This window comes from Xanthomarina sp. (assembly GCF_035306605.1).
Classification (GTDB): Bacteria; Bacteroidota; Bacteroidia; order Flavobacteriales; family Flavobacteriaceae; genus Xanthomarina.
In genome coordinates this window covers 16,495-33,649 of the sequence record NZ_DATGNR010000042.1, presented here as the reverse complement: position 1 = coordinate 33,649, position 17,155 = coordinate 16,495, and the positions used below count along the sequence as shown (strand labels likewise).

At 32.4% G+C, this 17,155-nt stretch carries 16 protein-coding genes; 9 read left to right on the top strand and 7 right to left on the bottom strand.

Going from position 1 to position 17,155, the window contains the following annotated elements; genetic code table 11:
- Window positions 1-24: 24 nt before the first annotated feature.
- Together VKY41_RS06270 and VKY41_RS06265 are read left to right on the top strand one after the other, a co-directional pair.
- Complete coding sequence (locus tag VKY41_RS06270) at window positions 25-2,574, top strand: ATP-dependent Clp protease ATP-binding subunit (RefSeq protein ID WP_500813585.1); 2,550 nt, start codon at window positions 25-27, stop codon at window positions 2,572-2,574.
- 124 nt (window positions 2,575-2,698) lie between these two features.
- Window positions 2,699-3,070, top strand: coding sequence for a hypothetical protein (locus VKY41_RS06265; protein WP_500813584.1), 372 nt, complete (start codon window positions 2,699-2,701; stop codon window positions 3,068-3,070).
- Window positions 3,071-3,079: 9 nt separating this feature from the next.
- Here the strand turns inward: VKY41_RS06265 and hutH are convergent, their stop codons facing one another.
- Window positions 3,080-4,588 (bottom strand): histidine ammonia-lyase, encoded by a 1,509-nt coding sequence (gene hutH / locus VKY41_RS06260; RefSeq protein ID WP_500813583.1) that lies wholly within the window; start codon window positions 4,586-4,588, stop codon window positions 3,080-3,082.
- A gap of 125 nt (window positions 4,589-4,713) precedes the next feature.
- On the opposite strand from hutH, the gene VKY41_RS06255 reads away from it, so the two are divergent.
- Entirely contained in the window at window positions 4,714-5,748 is a 1,035-nt protein-coding gene (locus tag VKY41_RS06255) for a TlpA family protein disulfide reductase (RefSeq protein ID WP_500813582.1), read from the top strand.
- A gap of 49 nt (window positions 5,749-5,797) precedes the next feature.
- On the opposite strand, the gene VKY41_RS06250 is transcribed toward VKY41_RS06255, so the two are convergent.
- Window positions 5,798-7,351: an NAD(P)H-hydrate dehydratase gene (locus VKY41_RS06250; RefSeq protein ID WP_500813581.1), complete on the bottom strand. Its 1,554-nt coding sequence runs from the start codon at window positions 7,349-7,351 to the stop codon at window positions 5,798-5,800.
- A gap of 248 nt (window positions 7,352-7,599) precedes the next feature.
- Here VKY41_RS06250 and gcvT point away from each other — a divergent pair, with 248 nt between their 5' ends.
- The 6 genes from gcvT to VKY41_RS06220 all read left to right on the top strand — a co-directional run bounded on the left by gcvT (window position 7,600) and on the right by VKY41_RS06220 (window position 13,220).
- Window positions 7,600-8,685 carry a glycine cleavage system aminomethyltransferase GcvT gene (gene gcvT, locus VKY41_RS06245; protein WP_500813580.1) on the top strand — a complete coding sequence of 362 codons (1,086 nt, stop codon included), beginning with the start codon at window positions 7,600-7,602 and terminating at the stop codon, window positions 8,683-8,685.
- 263 nt (window positions 8,686-8,948) lie between these two features.
- Window positions 8,949-9,791, top strand: a complete 843-nt coding sequence (locus VKY41_RS06240; RefSeq protein WP_500813579.1) for a sugar nucleotide-binding protein — start codon at window positions 8,949-8,951, stop codon at window positions 9,789-9,791.
- 53 nt (window positions 9,792-9,844) lie between these two features.
- Window positions 9,845-10,135 carry a 4a-hydroxytetrahydrobiopterin dehydratase gene (locus VKY41_RS06235; protein WP_500813578.1) on the top strand — a complete coding sequence of 97 codons (291 nt, stop codon included), beginning with the start codon at window positions 9,845-9,847 and terminating at the stop codon, window positions 10,133-10,135.
- A gap of 165 nt (window positions 10,136-10,300) precedes the next feature.
- On the top strand, window positions 10,301-11,023 hold the full coding sequence (locus VKY41_RS06230; protein ID WP_500813577.1) for a YebC/PmpR family DNA-binding transcriptional regulator: 723 nt from the start codon (window positions 10,301-10,303) through the stop codon (window positions 11,021-11,023).
- A 72-nt stretch (window positions 11,024-11,095) separates the two neighbouring features.
- The gene (locus tag VKY41_RS06225) at window positions 11,096-11,650 is read left to right on the top strand and encodes a hypothetical protein (protein WP_500813576.1); all 555 of its coding nucleotides are present in this window, start codon (window positions 11,096-11,098) and stop codon (window positions 11,648-11,650) included.
- A 103-nt stretch (window positions 11,651-11,753) separates the two neighbouring features.
- A complete protein-coding gene (locus VKY41_RS06220) occupies window positions 11,754-13,220 on the top strand; it encodes a carboxypeptidase-like regulatory domain-containing protein (RefSeq protein WP_500813575.1) in 1,467 nt (488 codons plus the stop codon).
- A gap of 157 nt (window positions 13,221-13,377) precedes the next feature.
- On the opposite strand, the gene VKY41_RS06215 is transcribed toward VKY41_RS06220, so the two are convergent.
- The 5 genes from VKY41_RS06215 to VKY41_RS06195 form a co-directional block, all read right to left on the bottom strand.
- Window positions 13,378-13,926 carry a 1-acyl-sn-glycerol-3-phosphate acyltransferase gene (locus tag VKY41_RS06215; protein WP_500813574.1) on the bottom strand — a complete coding sequence of 183 codons (549 nt, stop codon included), beginning with the start codon at window positions 13,924-13,926 and terminating at the stop codon, window positions 13,378-13,380.
- Between the two features lies 1 nt (window position 13,927).
- Window positions 13,928-15,010: an iron-containing alcohol dehydrogenase family protein gene (locus tag VKY41_RS06210; RefSeq protein ID WP_500813573.1), complete on the bottom strand. Its 1,083-nt coding sequence runs from the start codon at window positions 15,008-15,010 to the stop codon at window positions 13,928-13,930.
- A gap of 27 nt (window positions 15,011-15,037) precedes the next feature.
- Window positions 15,038-15,742 carry an HAD family hydrolase gene (locus VKY41_RS06205; RefSeq protein ID WP_500813572.1) on the bottom strand — a complete coding sequence of 235 codons (705 nt, stop codon included), beginning with the start codon at window positions 15,740-15,742 and terminating at the stop codon, window positions 15,038-15,040.
- A gap of 68 nt (window positions 15,743-15,810) precedes the next feature.
- Window positions 15,811-16,539 carry a 3-deoxy-manno-octulosonate cytidylyltransferase gene (gene kdsB, locus VKY41_RS06200; protein WP_500813571.1) on the bottom strand — a complete coding sequence of 243 codons (729 nt, stop codon included), beginning with the start codon at window positions 16,537-16,539 and terminating at the stop codon, window positions 15,811-15,813.
- A 52-nt stretch (window positions 16,540-16,591) separates the two neighbouring features.
- Window positions 16,592-17,149, bottom strand: coding sequence for a DUF4126 domain-containing protein (locus VKY41_RS06195; protein WP_500813570.1), 558 nt, complete (start codon window positions 17,147-17,149; stop codon window positions 16,592-16,594).
- Between the last annotated feature and the right edge of the window lie 6 nt (window positions 17,150-17,155).

The window sequence follows — 17,155 nt, the reverse complement described above, 5'->3', positions numbered from 1 at the left end:
TTTTAATGAAGAAAGGATTAAAATATGGATGATAATTTTTCCCCAAGAGTAAAAGATGTGATTGCTTATAGCAAAGAGGAAGCCCTACGATTAGGACACGACTTTATTGGCACCGAACATTTGATGCTGGGTTTACTACGAGACGGAAATGGCAAAGCCATTAACATTTTAAATGCTTTGGATATTGATTTAAATCATTTAAGACGTAAAGTTGAAATACTAAGTCCTGCAAACCCTAATATAACGGTAGTTTCTAACGAGAAAAAGAACCTACACCTAACTAGACAAGCAGAACGAGCTTTAAAAACAACATTTTTAGAAGCAAAATTATTTCAGAGCACTTCTATAAATACAGCGCATTTACTGCTATGCATTTTAAGAAATGAAAACGATCCTACCACGAAGCTTTTAAATAAGCTGAAAGTAGATTATGATAACGCAAAAGAACAATTTAAGTTTATGATAACTAACGAAGAAGATTATATAGAACCTAAAGCTGAATCATTTCAAGATGATGACGGCGGAATGGACGATGATACCTCTAAAGATAATTTATTTAACACACCTTCCTCTAAAGCCAATAAAAAATCGAAAACCCCTGTTTTAGATAATTTTGGACGCGATTTAACTGCTATGGCAGAAGAAGGCAAATTGGACCCTGTAGTTGGGCGTGAAAAAGAAATAGAGCGTGTATCTCAAATTTTAAGTAGAAGAAAGAAAAACAACCCACTTTTAATTGGTGAACCTGGAGTTGGTAAATCGGCTATTGCCGAAGGATTGGCTATTAGAATAGTAAAACGTAAAGTATCTAGAATACTATTTAACAAACGTGTTGTTACTCTAGATTTAGCTAGCTTGGTTGCTGGTACTAAATATAGAGGTCAGTTTGAAGAACGAATGAAAGCCGTTATGAACGAGCTGGAAAAAAACGACGATATTATTCTATTTATTGACGAAATACACACCATTGTAGGTGCTGGAGGAGCCACGGGAAGTTTAGACGCATCAAACATGTTTAAACCAGCTTTAGCACGTGGAGAAATTCAATGTGTTGGTGCTACAACTTTAGACGAATACCGTCAATATATTGAAAAAGATGGTGCATTAGAGCGTCGTTTCCAAAAAGTTATTGTTGAACCAACAACAGTTGAAGAAACAATAGAAATTCTGAACAATATTAAAGACAAATACGAGACTCACCATAATGTGGAATACACTCCTGAAGCTATTGAAGCATGTGTAAAACTAACTAATAGATACATGACGGAGCGCTTTTTACCAGACAAAGCTATTGATGCTTTAGACGAAGCCGGTTCTCGTGTTCATATCAAAAATATAAATGTTCCTAAACAAATTTTAGAACTTGAAAAACAACTTGAAGCCGTTAAAGAATCTAAAACTTCGGTTGTTAAAAAACAGAAATACGAAGAAGCTGCAAAACTTAGAGACGACGAAAAGCGTCTAGAAAAAGATTTGGCAATAGCTCAAGAAAAATGGGACGAGGAAACCAAACTACACCGAGAAATTGTTACCGAGGAAAGTGTAGCCGATGTCGTGTCTATGATGACTGGAATTCCTGTTAACAGAATTGCTCAAGCTGAAAGCTCTAAATTGGCACAGTTACCTGAATTGATAAAAGGAAAAGTAATTGGTCAAGATGAAGCCGTAGCTAAAGTTGTAAAAGCAATCCAAAGAAATAGAGCTGGACTTAAAGATCCTAACAAACCAATTGGGTCGTTTATTTTCCTTGGGCAAACTGGAGTTGGTAAAACTCAATTAGCTAAAGTTCTATCAAAACAGTTGTTCGACAGCGAAGATTCTCTTGTAAGAATTGACATGAGTGAATACATGGAAAAATTTGCTATTTCTAGATTAGTTGGAGCTCCTCCGGGATACGTTGGTTACGAAGAAGGAGGTCAATTAACCGAAAAAATAAGACGTAAGCCTTATGCTGTTGTATTATTAGATGAAATTGAAAAAGCACATCCAGATGTATTCAATATGCTTTTACAAGTTTTAGATGATGGATACTTAACCGATAGCTTAGGAAGAAAAATTGATTTTAGAAACACCATTATTATCATGACTTCCAATATTGGTTCTAGAAAATTAAAAGATTTTGGTACAGGTGTTGGATTTGGAACTGCTTCGCAAAAAGCACAAGAAGATGCCAACGCAAGAAGTGTTATTGAAAACGCACTTAAAAAAGCGTTTGCTCCAGAATTTTTAAACAGAATAGACGATGTTATTGTTTTCAATGCTTTAGAGAAAGAAGACATCCATAAAATAATCGATATTGAATTAGAGAAGCTAATTGATCGTATTAAATCTCTTGACTATACTTTAAAATTAAGTAAAAGTGCAAAAGATTATATTGCCGACAAAGGATTTGATAAGCAATATGGAGCTAGACCTTTAAAGAGAGCTATCCAAAAATACGTTGAAGATAAACTAGCTGAAGAAATTATAAACTCTAACATTCAAGAAGGCGATACTATTATTATGGATTTAGATAAAAAATCTCAAGAGCTAACAGTGAAAATTGAGAAGGCTAAAAACGCAACTGAATCTTAATCGAAATTTTTAATTTAATTATATAAAAAAAACGTCATTAATAAATATTAATGGCGTTTTTAATTTTAATTGGATTTATTTATTAGATTTACTACACTTAACAAGTAAAATATTACAAAACATTATGTCTAAAAATTTGTCTTTTTCATTCGGAGAAATTACTATACACTCTTGTTATATGGTGGTAGTCATGAATGAGGGCATTACGGTTACACCACAATTAAACTCTGTTCTTGAAGACCTTGTAGAAACTTATTACAAGAATACAAACTTGGTGTATATAACCTATAGAATAAACTCTTATTCTGTAGATCCCAAAGTCTATATTAAAACAGCACAAATCTCAAATGTATTGGGTATTGCTGTTGTAAATGGAAATGAATCCCGACTAGACAACACCGACATAGAACAAATGTTTTACAAAAAACCTTTCAGAACCTTCGATTCTTTAGATAATGCGGTTGACTGGGCTAAAGAACTTTGTTCAATACAATAGCTACTCTCCTTAAAATAGCTCGTTGCTATCTATACTTAATGTATCTAAGAAACTAATAGATTTTTCTATATCCTTATATAATTCTCTATCAACAGAAACAAAATCCACTTCAGATCTATAGAAACTTAAAAAGTTTTCAATAAATTCCGACGACTTTAAATTTGATCTTAAACTTAACGCTTGAGATGCGTTAAATAATTCAATAGCTAAAACACTTTTCACGTTAGTTATCAATCTATAAGCTTGAGCAGCTGCATTAGCCCCCATACTTACATGATCTTCCTGTCCATTACTTGATACAATACTATCTATACTTGCTGGTGTAGCTAGTTGCTTGTTAGCACTAACAATACTTGCAGCTGTATATTGAGGAATCATAAATCCTGAATTTAAACCAGGACTATCTACCAAGAATGCTGGTAGGCCTCTCAAACCTGAAATTAATTGAAAAACGCGTCTTTCAGAAATATTTCCCAATTCCGCCATAGCTATTTTAAGGTAATCTAACGCAAGTGCTAATGGTTGTCCATGGAAATTCCCTCCAGAAATAATTTCATCCTCTTTTGAGAAAATATTAGGATTATCCGTTACCGAATTAATTTCAGTAATAAAGGTCTTCTCAACAAAAGCTAAGGTATCCTTAGTTGCACCATGTACTTGAGGCATGCATCTAAACGAATACGGATCCTGTACATGTACTTTTTTCTGCTTTATCAATTCACTGCCTTGTAAGAATTCGCGAACACGTTCTGCTGTTTTCAATTGTCCGTTATGTGGTCTAACTAAATGAACCAACTCATTAAACGGTTCTAATCTTCCATCAAAAGCATCTAAGGAAATACTTCCTATTAAATCGGCAAAGTAAGATAGTTTATAAGACTCAAATAACAAATGGATACCATAAGCACTCATAAATTGCGTACCGTTTAAAAGGGCTAAACCTTCTTTAGATTGTAATGTTATAGGTTCCCAACCAAACTCTTTTAAAATGGCTTCTCCAGAGTAATTTTTATTTTTATAAACAACTTCTCCCTTTCCTATTAAAGGCAGGGTCAAATGAGCCAAAGGTGCTAAATCGCCAGAAGCTCCTAAGGAACCTTGGGTATATATTTTTGGGTAGATATCATTATTATAAAAGTCTACAAGGCGCTCTACAGTTTTTAACTGCACGCCACTATGTCCATAGCTTAAAGACTGTACTTTTAGCAAGAGCATTAACTTAACTATAGCTTCCGGGACCTCCTCACCCGTTCCACAAGCGTGAGACATCATTAAGTTTTCCTGAAGTTTCGTTAAATTATCTTTACTAATCTTAACATCATATAAGGAACCAAAACCTGTATTTATTCCATAAATTGGATCATCTTGATTCTTTAATTTTTCATTTAAATAAGTTCTACAGTTAGTGATTTTCTCTTTAGCTTCATCAGAAAGTTTTAATTGTTTGTTTTCAGAAACAACACTGTAAAGTGTCTTTAAATCGAGGGTTTCGGTAGATATATAGTGAATGTTGTCCATAGTATTTTAAATTGATTTCAAAAATCAACAATACAAATGTTTTATGCAAACATTTATTAATAATTAACTGTAATGAGGAAAAATATAATTAATCTATTATTTTTGATGAAAATAAATAATTAACAATGAAAAAAATATTATTCTTATTTAGTGCCCTTGCAATTATCTCATGTAAGGAAGAACCTAAAGATTATGTGACGTTTTCTGGAAAGATTTCTAACAAAAGTAGCGATTCTGTGGTTGTAAGATCTAAAGATTACTCAAAAACCATTAAAGTGAATGAAGATGGTAGTTTTAGCGATACTCTTAAAGTTGAAACTGGTGTATATAACTTTTTTGATGGTAACGAAAGCACCAATTTATTCTTAAAAAATGGATTTGATATCAATTTAACTTTAGATACTAAAGAGTTTGATGAAACTATTTCTTATACAGGTATTGGTTCAGAACACAGTAACTTTTTAGCTCAAAAATCGTTAAAGGAAGAAGAGCTTTTAAATTTGGATGAATTAAGCACATTAACCGAATTAGATGAGCTTGATAAAACCATGGAAGACATTAAATCTAAACTTAATGAATTCTATAACTCTAAAACAGACATTGACACGTCATTAGTTTCAAATGCTAATAAAAATTTAGACCGCATGCTGAAGGCTTATAAAGGATATATAACTGATGCAATTAATTTAAAGAAAGAATTTCCTGTAGGTGCTCCATCTCCAACATTTGAAAATTATGAGAATATTGACGGAACAACAACTTCTTTAGCCGATTTAAAAGGTAAATATACTTATATTGATGTTTGGGCTACTTGGTGTGGACCTTGTAAGGCTGAAATTCCATCTTTAAAAGCATTAGAAAAAGAATATCACGGAAAAAACATAAACTTTGTAAGTCTATCTATTGACGACGACAGATCTCACGGAGGTTCATGGGATAAAGCACGTGAAAGCTGGAAAGCTATGATTGCAGATAAGGAATTAAGCGGCATTCAATTATTTGCTCCAGAAGGTTGGAAAACACCGTTTATTAGAGATTATAAAATTAATGGAATTCCAAGATTTATTTTAATTGATCCAAATGGAAACATTGTAACTCCAGATGCACCTAGACCTTCAAGTGAAAAACTTAAAGAGTTATTTAACACTTTAGACATCTAAAATCAATTTATTAAAAAACTAAAAAGCCACTCTTTATGAGTGGCTTTTTTTATTTTTCTTCTTGAGTTCCCTCCTCCTCTTGAGCTAATTCTGGTTGTCTAAATAAATCTAAATAAGCTTCACCTAAGGATTCAACTACATGACTAGCAATTAAACTTTGATAACCCGTGTGCTCAACCGCTATGTCTGCCGATTTACCATGTAAATAAACTCCAAAAATTGAGGCAATCAACGGATTATAACCTTGGGCAATCAAGCCTGTAATAACTCCTGTTAGAACATCTCCAGTTCCTCCTGTTGCCATACCTGGATTTCCTGTTGTATTTACATATAATTTATCCTCAAAAACAGTAATGGTGTTAGCTCCTTTTATAACTACAATTACATTGTGCTTTTTTGAAAAAGCTTTTACCTTCTTCAGTTTTTCAAAATCGTCTTTCCAAGTGCCTATTAATCGCTCTAACTCTTTCGGATGGGGTGTTAAAACCGTTCCTTCTGGAAGCAATTTAATAAGTTCTTTTTTCTTTGATAAAATATTTATAGCGTCAGCATCTATTACTAATGATAATTTATTGTTTTTAAGAAATCCTTCAAAAGCTTTAATTGTTTTAGCTTCTGTTCCTAAACCAACCCCAATTCCAATTGCCGAAGGCGTAAAATCGACTTCTATTTTTGTTAGTATATTTTCATCTGAATCAGTAATTACCATGGCTTCTGGAAACGAAGCTTGAATGGCATGATACCCACATTTAGGAATATAAGCGGTTACCAAACCTGCTCCTATAGCTAAAACTGAACGACTTGCTAAAGTTACTGCTCCTATTTTACCATAGCTTCCACCTACTATTAAAGCGTGGCCATATTGACCTTTATTAGAATACCTTTCTCTAGGTCTATAAAGTGGCAAAACCTCATTCTTTCCAATTAAGTCGGCTTCGGTTTCGGCCGAAATTAAGTACTCTCGATCAATTCCTATATCTAAAACTTCCCACTCGATAGTAAATTTCGCCGTATCCGGTAAAAAGAAAACCAATTTTGGCGTCTGAAAACTTAATGTATAATTTGCCCACACAACGTCATTTTCATCTTTTGGAGCTTTATCGGTACTTAGTCCAGAAGGAATATCGATAGCCAGTGTAAATGCCTTAGATGCTCTAAAATGTTGAAACAGTAGTTTCACCCAATCATCTACTTCCCTATTCAATCCTATCCCAAAAACAGCATCAATAATAATATCGTCGGTAGCAATTGGAGGAAAATCTTCTTTACAACTTAGTAGTGTAGGCCACTTTTTGGTAACATCTTTTATTTTATCGTAATTAATTAAAAACTCTTTAGATCGTTTCGTACTACAATTAATTACGTAGGTGTGTACATTATAGCCATAAGTAATTAAGTGCCTTGCAACTGCAAGTCCATCGCCACCATTATTTCCAATTCCACAAAACACATGAATAGGAACTTGAGCCCCTTGCATCCTAACATGCAACCAATTAAATATTTGGATACCTGCTCGTTCCATTAATTCATCTGAAGAAATTTGTTGCCTTTCTGCAGTTAATTTATCGCCTTCGTAAATTTGTTCTTTAGATAATATTTTCATTAGAAATCTTTGCTGTTACATTCATTGAATAAAACTATATAGGTCTTTCAAAAATACAGTTAATTTTAGAGCCTTTAAAATTATAATTCAATATTTGATTAACAAAACCTTTCAAATATTAACAAATATTTGATGATATATTATCATGTTCTAGATGGAATTGAATAGATAATTTTTGATACTTTTGCTCGACAACTCAATATTAATTTATAAGATTTCCGGCAATTCGGAAATAAAAACATATTTCAATGAAAAACATACCTTTAAATTCCACTCACGAAGCTCTTGGAGCAAAAATGGTTCCGTTTGCAGGATTCAACATGCCAGTTCAGTATGAAGGCGTTAATATAGAACATGAAACTGTTAGAAAAGGCGTTGGCGTTTTTGATGTTTCGCATATGGGGGAGTTTTTAATTGAAGGCCCGCATGCCTTAGAACTTATTCAAAAAGTATGTAGCAACGATGCTAGCAAATTAGCAATAGGAAAAGCACAATACTGCTATATGCCTAATGAAGATGGTGGAATTGTAGACGATTTAATTATCTATCGTTTAAAAGAAGAAAGCTATTTATTAGTAGTAAATGCTGGGAATATTGAAAAAGATTGGAAGTGGATTGCTGATAAAAACGATGTAGGTGCTACAGTCCGAGATTTAAGTAATGAATACGCACTACTTGCTATTCAAGGCCCAAAAGCAATTGAAGCAATGCAAAGCTTAACAAGTCATAATTTATCTGAAATTAACTTTTATAGTTTTGTTGTGGGTGATTTTGCGGGGATAGAAAACGTAATTATTTCGGCCACTGGATATACTGGAAGTGGTGGATTTGAAATCTATTGTAAAAATAGCGAAGTAAAACAAGTTTGGGATAAAGTATTTGAAGCTGGCGCTGATTATGGAATTAAACCTATTGGTTTGGCGGCAAGAGACACTCTAAGATTAGAAATGGGCTACTGTTTATATGGAAACGATATAGACGACACCACATCTCCGTTTGAAGCTGGTTTAGGTTGGGTTACAAAATTCACCAAAGAATTCACTAATTCTAAAGCCTTAGAGGCCGAAAAAGCTCGTGGTTTAGAAAATAAATTGGTTGCATTTAAATTAGACGATCGTGGTATTCCAAGACAAGGTTATGATATTGTGGATACTCAAGGAAACAAAATAGGTAGAGTAACTTCTGGAACTATGTCACCTTCCTTAGGAATAGGCATTGGTTTAGGTTATGTACCAAAAGTATTTGCTGATGTAGATACGAAAATCCATATTCAAATTAGAAAAAATGCGGTACCTGCTACTGTAGTTAAACTACCGTTTTACAAAGCTGAATAATTACTTAAATAAATAATTTATCCTGAGTCCAACTTCAAAAGTAGCCTAAGTTTGTGCAAACAAGCTTTATCTTAAATTGTATTTACTTTTGAAGTTGGCTTCACTGGAAAAAATACTGTTTCAGTAAGCATACTTCTCAATCAAACTTCAGTTTAACCTCAGGGTTTAAATGAATGAGGAAAATTTAGGTTATTCTGTCATACTTAAAAACATATCACCTTTAAAACCTATATTTTAATTAGTATTCTTCCATTTAGAACTATATGAAAGAAAGAGAAGATAAACATCGAATATTAATACTAGGTGCAAGTGGTTTTTTAGGAAATGCATTGTACAGAGAACTCTGCTCCTACTTTAATACATTCGGCACCTATAATATACCAAACACTTTTTTTGAAAAAAACAAACACTTTTTTCAGTATAACATTGAAGAGGATGATGTTTTTGAAATTTTAGAAGCCGTAAAACCCACAATAATTATTTCAGCTTTACGAGGACATTTTTCGGCTCAAATAATTGCACACACTCATATTTCCGAATATTTAAAAGCTAATAGAGAATGTAAGATAATCTTTTTGTCATCTGCTAACGTGTTCGATGGTTATAGTAAATATCCTAGTTACGAGCAGGACAAGACCTTAAGCCATAGTGTTTATGGGCATTTCAAAATTAAAATTGAAAACATGCTCATGCGCTTACCTAAAAGGCAAGTTGTAATTGTAAGAACACCTATGGTTTTTGGAGCTCAATCACCAAGAATTCAAGAAATTAAAGAATTATTAAATTCGCGCGAAGCTGTAGAAGTGTTTCCCAACTTAGTGATGAATGTTACTTCAGACTATAAACTAACACAACAAATCCATTATATTATTAATCGAAATAAAACAGGAATCTTTCATTTAGGAAGTACGGACTTAGTACATCATGATGAGTTTATAGAAAATATAATTAAAACCATAGGAAATTTTGGGAACTTCCAACCCATTATAAAACGAGTTTACACAACTAACGACGAACGTTATTTAGCTGTTTTACCACAGAGCAACTTATTGCCAAAACATTTACAAGTTAAAAGCGAAGACATTTTAACTGAGTTAGCCGTTTAGTTGATGGTCTCATTGAAATTGATTAAATTTAGAGCTAATTAAAATCAAATAAAATGAGCAAATTATCAGAACAAGACATAGAAAAAAAATTATTGCGCTTTCCTGATTGGGAATATTATGAAGATGCCCTTCATGCAGAATTCGAATTCGACAATTTTAAAGATTGTTTTAGCGCCATGAGCAGAATTGCTTTTGAATGTGAAGCATTAAATCATCATCCAGACTGGAGTAACACCTATAATGTGTTGTCTATTACATTATCAACACACTCTGCAAAAGGTGTTACTGAAAAAGATTTTCAGTTAGCTGAAGCGATAGAAATGATTGTTGAAGAACAGGAATAACTGTAAATGTCATCTCGTTCATAAATTTTAAAACTATTAATGTAAAACCTGTGAATTTTCTTCATACAATCACATTCGATTATCATATTTTTTTAAATTTGTGTCGCAAACTAAATATTAAATAATATTTCCACTTTCTTGGAACCTAAAATTAAAATTTTATAAATGGGAAGAGCTTTTGAATTTCGTAAAGCACGTAAAATGAAACGTTGGTCTGCCATGAGTAAAGCATTTACTCGTATTGGTAAAGATATTGTAATGGCTGTAAAAGAAGGCGGGCCAGATCCAGCTAGTAACTCTAGATTACGAGCGGTTATCCAGAATGCCAAGGCTGTTAACATGCCAAAGGATAACGTGGAACGAGCAATAAAAAAAGCAAGCGATAAAAGCCAAGGCGACTATAAAGAAGTTCTTTTTGAAGGTTACGCGCCTCATGGAATTGCTATTTTAGTTGAAACAGCTACAGATAACAACACAAGAACGGTTGCCAACGTTAGAAGTTATTTTAACAAGTGTGATGGTAGTTTAGGAACTTCAGGTTCTGTTGTGTTTATGTTTGATCATACTTGTAACTTTAGAATTCCAAACGAAGGGTTAGATCCAGAAGAACTAGAATTAGAATTTATAGATTTTGGTGCTGAAGAAGTTTTTGCCGATGATGACGGAATTTTAATCTACGCACCTTTTGAAAGTTTTGGAACCATACAAGCAGAATTAGAATCTCGGGGTATTGAAATATTATCTTCAGGATTTGAGCGTATACCTCAAGTTACTAAAAAACTAACTCCAGATGAAGCTGCAGATGTTGAAAAACTTCTTGAAAAATTAGAAGAAGATGATGATGTTCAGAATGTATATCACACTATGGAGGAAAGTTCTGAAGACTAATTTAAAAACCTACTATTGAAGCACTTTAAGCCATTTGTAATTTCATTTTTATTTTCTTGTTTTGTTCCAATAATGGCATTAGGACAAGATTCTGGAAAGAAGGTGAAATATGCAGATGCCCAAGGAGTTTATATATCTGAAAAAAAATTCAATGAATGTTTAATGGCGGGATATCCCACTAAAACAATTGTTGAAGATGGAATTACTGTAAATTTTCTTAGTCAAAATTTTATCGAAGACAAATTGACTCAAACAGAAAACGAACAAGTTCGGTTAATACTTGAAAAGATTGTTGGCAAGGACATAGATAGAAATAAAGCCATTGCTATTCATCTTTATAAAAAAAATGATAAAAAGCTACAGCACGATATTAAATACAAAAGATATTGGAGATCGATTAAAAGAAACCCGAACAGAATTGAAGGTTATTTAATAGTAAGTAAAGATTCTAGTATTAAGCAAAATCCTGAAAAGGATGTATATATAGATTCTTATAATTTTTTCTATAATACGTTTTTCAATAAATCAGAATTAGATTATAATCATATTGTTTTTAAACCAAATGGTACTTACAGACTGTACCATGGTAATTATGACAACTTATGTGTTTTAGATGGAGCTTTCTAAAAATAAATTCATAAATATTTCAAAAAATCCCAAACAAATCGTTTGGGATTTTTCATCTTTATAAGTAACAATACAATAAGTTAGTCGTCTTAAAATAAAAACTATGTGTAAAAACTACCTATTACTATTCTTAACTCTTGGGTTTATATCAACCACTATTGCACAGCAAGTCTCTGGGAAAGTACTTACAAAAACCAATGAACCCATACCTTTAGCGGCAATTGTAATTGGCGAAAACCATGGTGTTATTACAAACGAAGAAGGAGGTTTCTCAATAGAAACAGCGGGTTTTAAACCTTCGGATTCTGTTCATATTTCTTGTTTAGGCTTTGAAAAACTAGGTTTACAACTTCAAGAATTCACTTCAAAAACTTACAAATTAAACGACCAAGTAAATGAACTTCGTGAGGTTTACTTAACCAACAAGCCACTTACTATAGATTCTATAATGTACTATGTGAATAGAAACTTAAAAACTAACTACAAAACCAACTTAGTTTCCTATGATATTTTTAGTAGAAGAACAGAATATATAGTTGGAAAAGATGCCGAATTTAAAATAGATAAATCTTCAGGTTTTAAAAAGAAGCAATTAGAAGCTTTTAACAACGATTTAGATGAACTAAGTAACTCCTTATTAAAGAACAAATCAAAACAATACACGGAGTTTGTAGGGAATTTAAAAATTAAAGATGTAGAAAACTCAAAATTAGAAGTAACAAAAGCCATTAGGCTGTTAGATGAGCGCAACGACCAATCCGTTGAAAATTTAACAGAAAAAGCTAAAGCTATTGTTTTAAAACACTTAGATAAGGATAAGGTATATACTGTAAAATCTGGTTGGTTTAAAATGTCTGATTCTGTTTCACTAAAGGAAAACAAAGACAGTAAAAACGATACTATTAACTCATTGAAATTTATAAGAAAAATGGTTCATAATAAAGTAAATGATCATAGTTTTACATCCAAAACCATTCTAGATTTTATTACAGATACAAAAAAATACAATTACGAGATTAAGGATATTACATTTTTAGGACCAGAAATGGTTTATGTGATAGAATACGAACCACGAAGAGGTTCTGCTGATTTTGAAGGAACCTTTTACGTATCGCATGAAACCTTTGCTATTTTAAGAGCTGACTATAAGTTTGCAAAAGGACGAAAAGGTGAAAAATTGAATTTAAAGTTCCTTTTGGGAGTTAAATATATAGAACAAAATAAAAGAGGTTCGGTTATTTATAAAAAACATCCAGAAGGTCATTACTACCCAAATTACATGGTAGATCAATTGGATAGATATTTTTATGTTGACAGACCAATAAAATTTAAGGATAATGATAGTAGGGATAAAGTAGCATTCAATTTTAAAGTAGAAGGTATCTTTAAAGAAAAAAACGAGATTTTAGTTATGGATGAAAAATCCATTTCAACTTCCAATTATAATGCTACTACTGAAAAACGAAAAATTGATTACGAAACTCTTAAAGCTTTTGATCCTGGTTATTGGAAAGATTATAATGTATTAGAACCTTTAAAAGAAATGAAGGAATTTAAGGTTAGCGAATAGTCAAAGTTTTTTTACCTATAATTTATAACTTCAATATTTTTAGAGAAATTACATCACAATTGTTATTTCTAAAAACAAAAAAGCTACTTAAAATAAGTAGCTTTTTTGTTTTCAACTCTAGGCTAAAATTGATAATTGTATATAAATAACCTAACTATTATGAATTTCCTGACACTTTTCCAACCACGCCTTCAAAATACTTTTTCATAAATTTAAAATCAGCCTCCATATCATCCGTCGGATAGAACGGTTCTGAGATTTTATTTTGTTTATTCTTAAAATCTAATGTAAACATAATAATTGGCACATTGGCCGCCTTAGCTATATAGTAAAACCCCGTTCGCCACTCCTCTACTTTTTTTCTTGTTCCTTCAGGAGCTAGAGTTAATCTAAATTCGTCGTTTTCATCAAACAGTTTAGCAATGGCTTCTACTTTATTTTGTCCTGAAGTTCTATCTATAGGCCTGCCTCCAATGGATCTAAAGTAGTAACCAAAAGGCCAAATAAACAATTCTTTCTTTGCAATAAAATTAGCTTTAATTCCTAAAACTTTTCGAAGTAATACTCCAATATAGAAATCGTGCCAACTAGTGTGTGGAAAGGCTATAAGAACGGCTTTTTTAACTGTATCTTTAGATATATTAGTGTTTCCAACTATTTTCCATCCTAAAATCTTAAAATAAATAAATTCAGCTATTTTTCGCATCTTACATTTTCAAATAAAGTTCTTTTAGTTTATTTCGAGTAATTGTTTTTTGCCAATGTTTCCCTAAGGCATTTTCCCATAGTGGCTCTAAACCTAATGCTACATCAATCATAATATCAAATTCTTCATCTGAAAGATTCGCGCAAATCCCTTTTGGCAACTCTATTCCATGTTTTTCTTTCATTTTTTTAAAAATCTTTACTCCTTCAGGATAAAATTCTTCTAAATGATCGAAAACAATACAATTTCCAATTCCGTGTTTTGTTCCTAACAAATAACTTAAACCATAACTCATGGCATGTGCCACTCCAACTTGCGAATATGCAATACTCATTCCACCATGCCAAGATGCCATCATTAGCTTATCTTGTGCTTCCTCTGGTGTTAGGTTGTTGTCTAAAAACAGCTCTACACAAAGTTCATATGCTTTCTCACCATAGCTTTGACTAAAAGCATTTAAAAAAGTACCTTTTAAAGATTCAACACAATGAATATAACAGTCCATTCCAGTATAAAACCATTGCTCCACAGGTACTTCTTTGGTTAATTCAGGATCTAGAACTACTTGATCAAATGGTGTATAATCTGAATTGATTCCTAACTTTTTTTCTGGCCCTGTTAAAACAGTTGTTCTAGATACTTCTGCACCAGTTCCAGATATTGTTGGTATCCCAACATGATAGATAGCTGGTTTTTTAACCAAATCCCATCCTTGGTAATCCTTAGATTCGCCTTCATTAGTTAGCATAATTGAAATAGCTTTAGCTATATCTAGTATGGTTCCTCCTCCAATTCCAATTATTCCTGATGGTAAAGCATTGAATTTTAAGATTATTTCTTCAACCATTTGATCTACTTGGGAGGTTTTAGGCTCTTCATCTGCAGAAACATAATATATCTTATCATTGTATGACAATGGAATTCTTGATGTTAACCAAGAGTTACCTTGAAAAACATCGTCCACAATATAAATGAATGGCGCTTTAGTATTTAATCGTTTAGGTGAAAGTATTTCTTCTAATTGATTAAAACTACCTCGTCCGAAAATCACTTTGGACACCATTGGAAAGTTTTTATAACTCATGAATATGAAATAACTATAATTATCTAATTAATTTAATAAAGGTAAAATATCCAACAAGCTAGCAGCTGTTCTATACGATTTACCATTGGTTTCCTTTTGATCCACTTGCTCATGAACCCAAGTTGTATGAAATGGCACATGAATAGCATGTGCTTTAATATTTAATAATGGTAACACATCCGATTTCAATGAGTTTCCTATCATTAAAAACTCAGAAGGCTTAATTTCTAAATGATTTAAAAGCTTAGAATAATTAGATTCTTGTTTATCAATCAACACTTCTATGTGATGAAAATAATCTGTTAAACCAGACTTTTCTAATTTTCGTTGTTGATCAAGCAAATCGCCTTTGGTTGCTAAAATAAGTTTGTACTTGCCTGAAAGATTTTTTAAAACTTCTTCTACTCCATCTAACAGCTCAACAGGTTTGTTTAACATGTCTTTACCTATATCTAAAATAGCTTGAATAGTTTTGTTTGGAACACTATTATTGGATAACTCTAAAGCCATTTCAACCATGGAAAGAACAAACCCTTTTATACCATATCCATAAAGAGGTAAATTATCTATCTCCTTTTTAAATAGCTCTTGGTCTATTTTATTTAAGGTTTCGTATTTAGATAAAAGTAGGGCAAACTGTTTTTCTGCATCTCGAAAATAGGTTTCGTTTACCCAAAGCGTATCGTCTGCATCAAAGCCTATTACCTTTATATTTTTATATTCTTTAATCAAATTTATTTACCTCTTAATTGTTATACTTTTTGTATCCATTCACAGGATTTTCAAAGAAAACATCGTATTTATTTCCAAAGTTTTTTAGCGCGTTCTAGGTCTTCAGGCGTATCTATTTCCACCCCTTGAACATCTGTTTCTACCATTTTAATTTTTTTTCCATATTCTAAATATCGAATGCATTCAATTTTTTCAGATGCCTCTAAAGTCAACATAGGTAAGCGGTAAAAATCCAGTAAGGCTTCTTTTCTAAACGCGTAAACTCCTTTGTGTTTATGATAAACTACAGGAACCGTTTCATCTCTTGGGTATGGAATTGGGCTACGGGAAAAATAGAGAGCGAAATTATTATTATCAACTATTACCTTTACAGTATTTGGGTTTTTAATTTCATCCCAATCTGTAATTTTTACCATTAATGAAGCTAAATCAACTTCTTTCTGATTATCGTTTTTAAACACATCGATTAATTTTTGTAATGCCGAAACTTCTGTAAAAGGTTCATCTCCTTGTACGTTTACAACAATATCAATATCCATAAATTCGATGGCTTCCGCTATTCTATCACTACCACATTCGTGCTCTTTCTTGCTCATTATGGCTTTTCCACCGTGGTTTGTTATTTCATCATAAATAATCTGGCTATCAGTAACTACAAACACATCATCAAATAAGTTAGTGTTTACTGTGGCTTCATAAGTTCGCCTAATAACAGATTTGCCTCCCAAATCTTGCATAAGCTTACCTGGAAAACGGGATGCACTATATCGTGCAGGGATCATGGAAATTATTTTCATATAAATTTAATATGTATCTTCAAAAATAGGGTTTTTAAAATATATTTAAGCTCTAACTCGATTGAAACTTTTTATAAAGCTTAAAAATCATAAAACAGATAAAACAAACTAAAATTATAGCTATAACAGGCATAAAAACGGATACAACTGATAAAAACACAGAAGTACCTGTCTCTAAGGTTGAAACAACAGGATTTCCTAATCCTGCAGTAGTTGATGTTGAAGCTAATCTAGTGGCAGAGCTAGTTCCTGCAATTGCTGCAGCTGTTCCTCCTCCAGCAATAACCGCTAAAGTCCATGTAAACACTGGGCTTAAATCTATTGCTGTAGAAACCATGATAGCTGTTCCGGCAATAGCCGCAAGTGGTACTGCAATAGTATCTAGTAAATTATCTATAAAAGGAATATAATAAGCGAAGATTTCAACTACGGTTGCAACTCCTAAAACTAAAACTGCAGGCAAACTACCAATCCATAACCAGGATTCATTAAGTTCCCACAACTGAAAATATGCTGCTAAGCTTAAAACAAATAAGGGTACAAATACACGAAACCCCACTGAAGCAGCTAATCCTATTCCTAAAAATATACTTAAAACAGATTCTGTCATAGTATT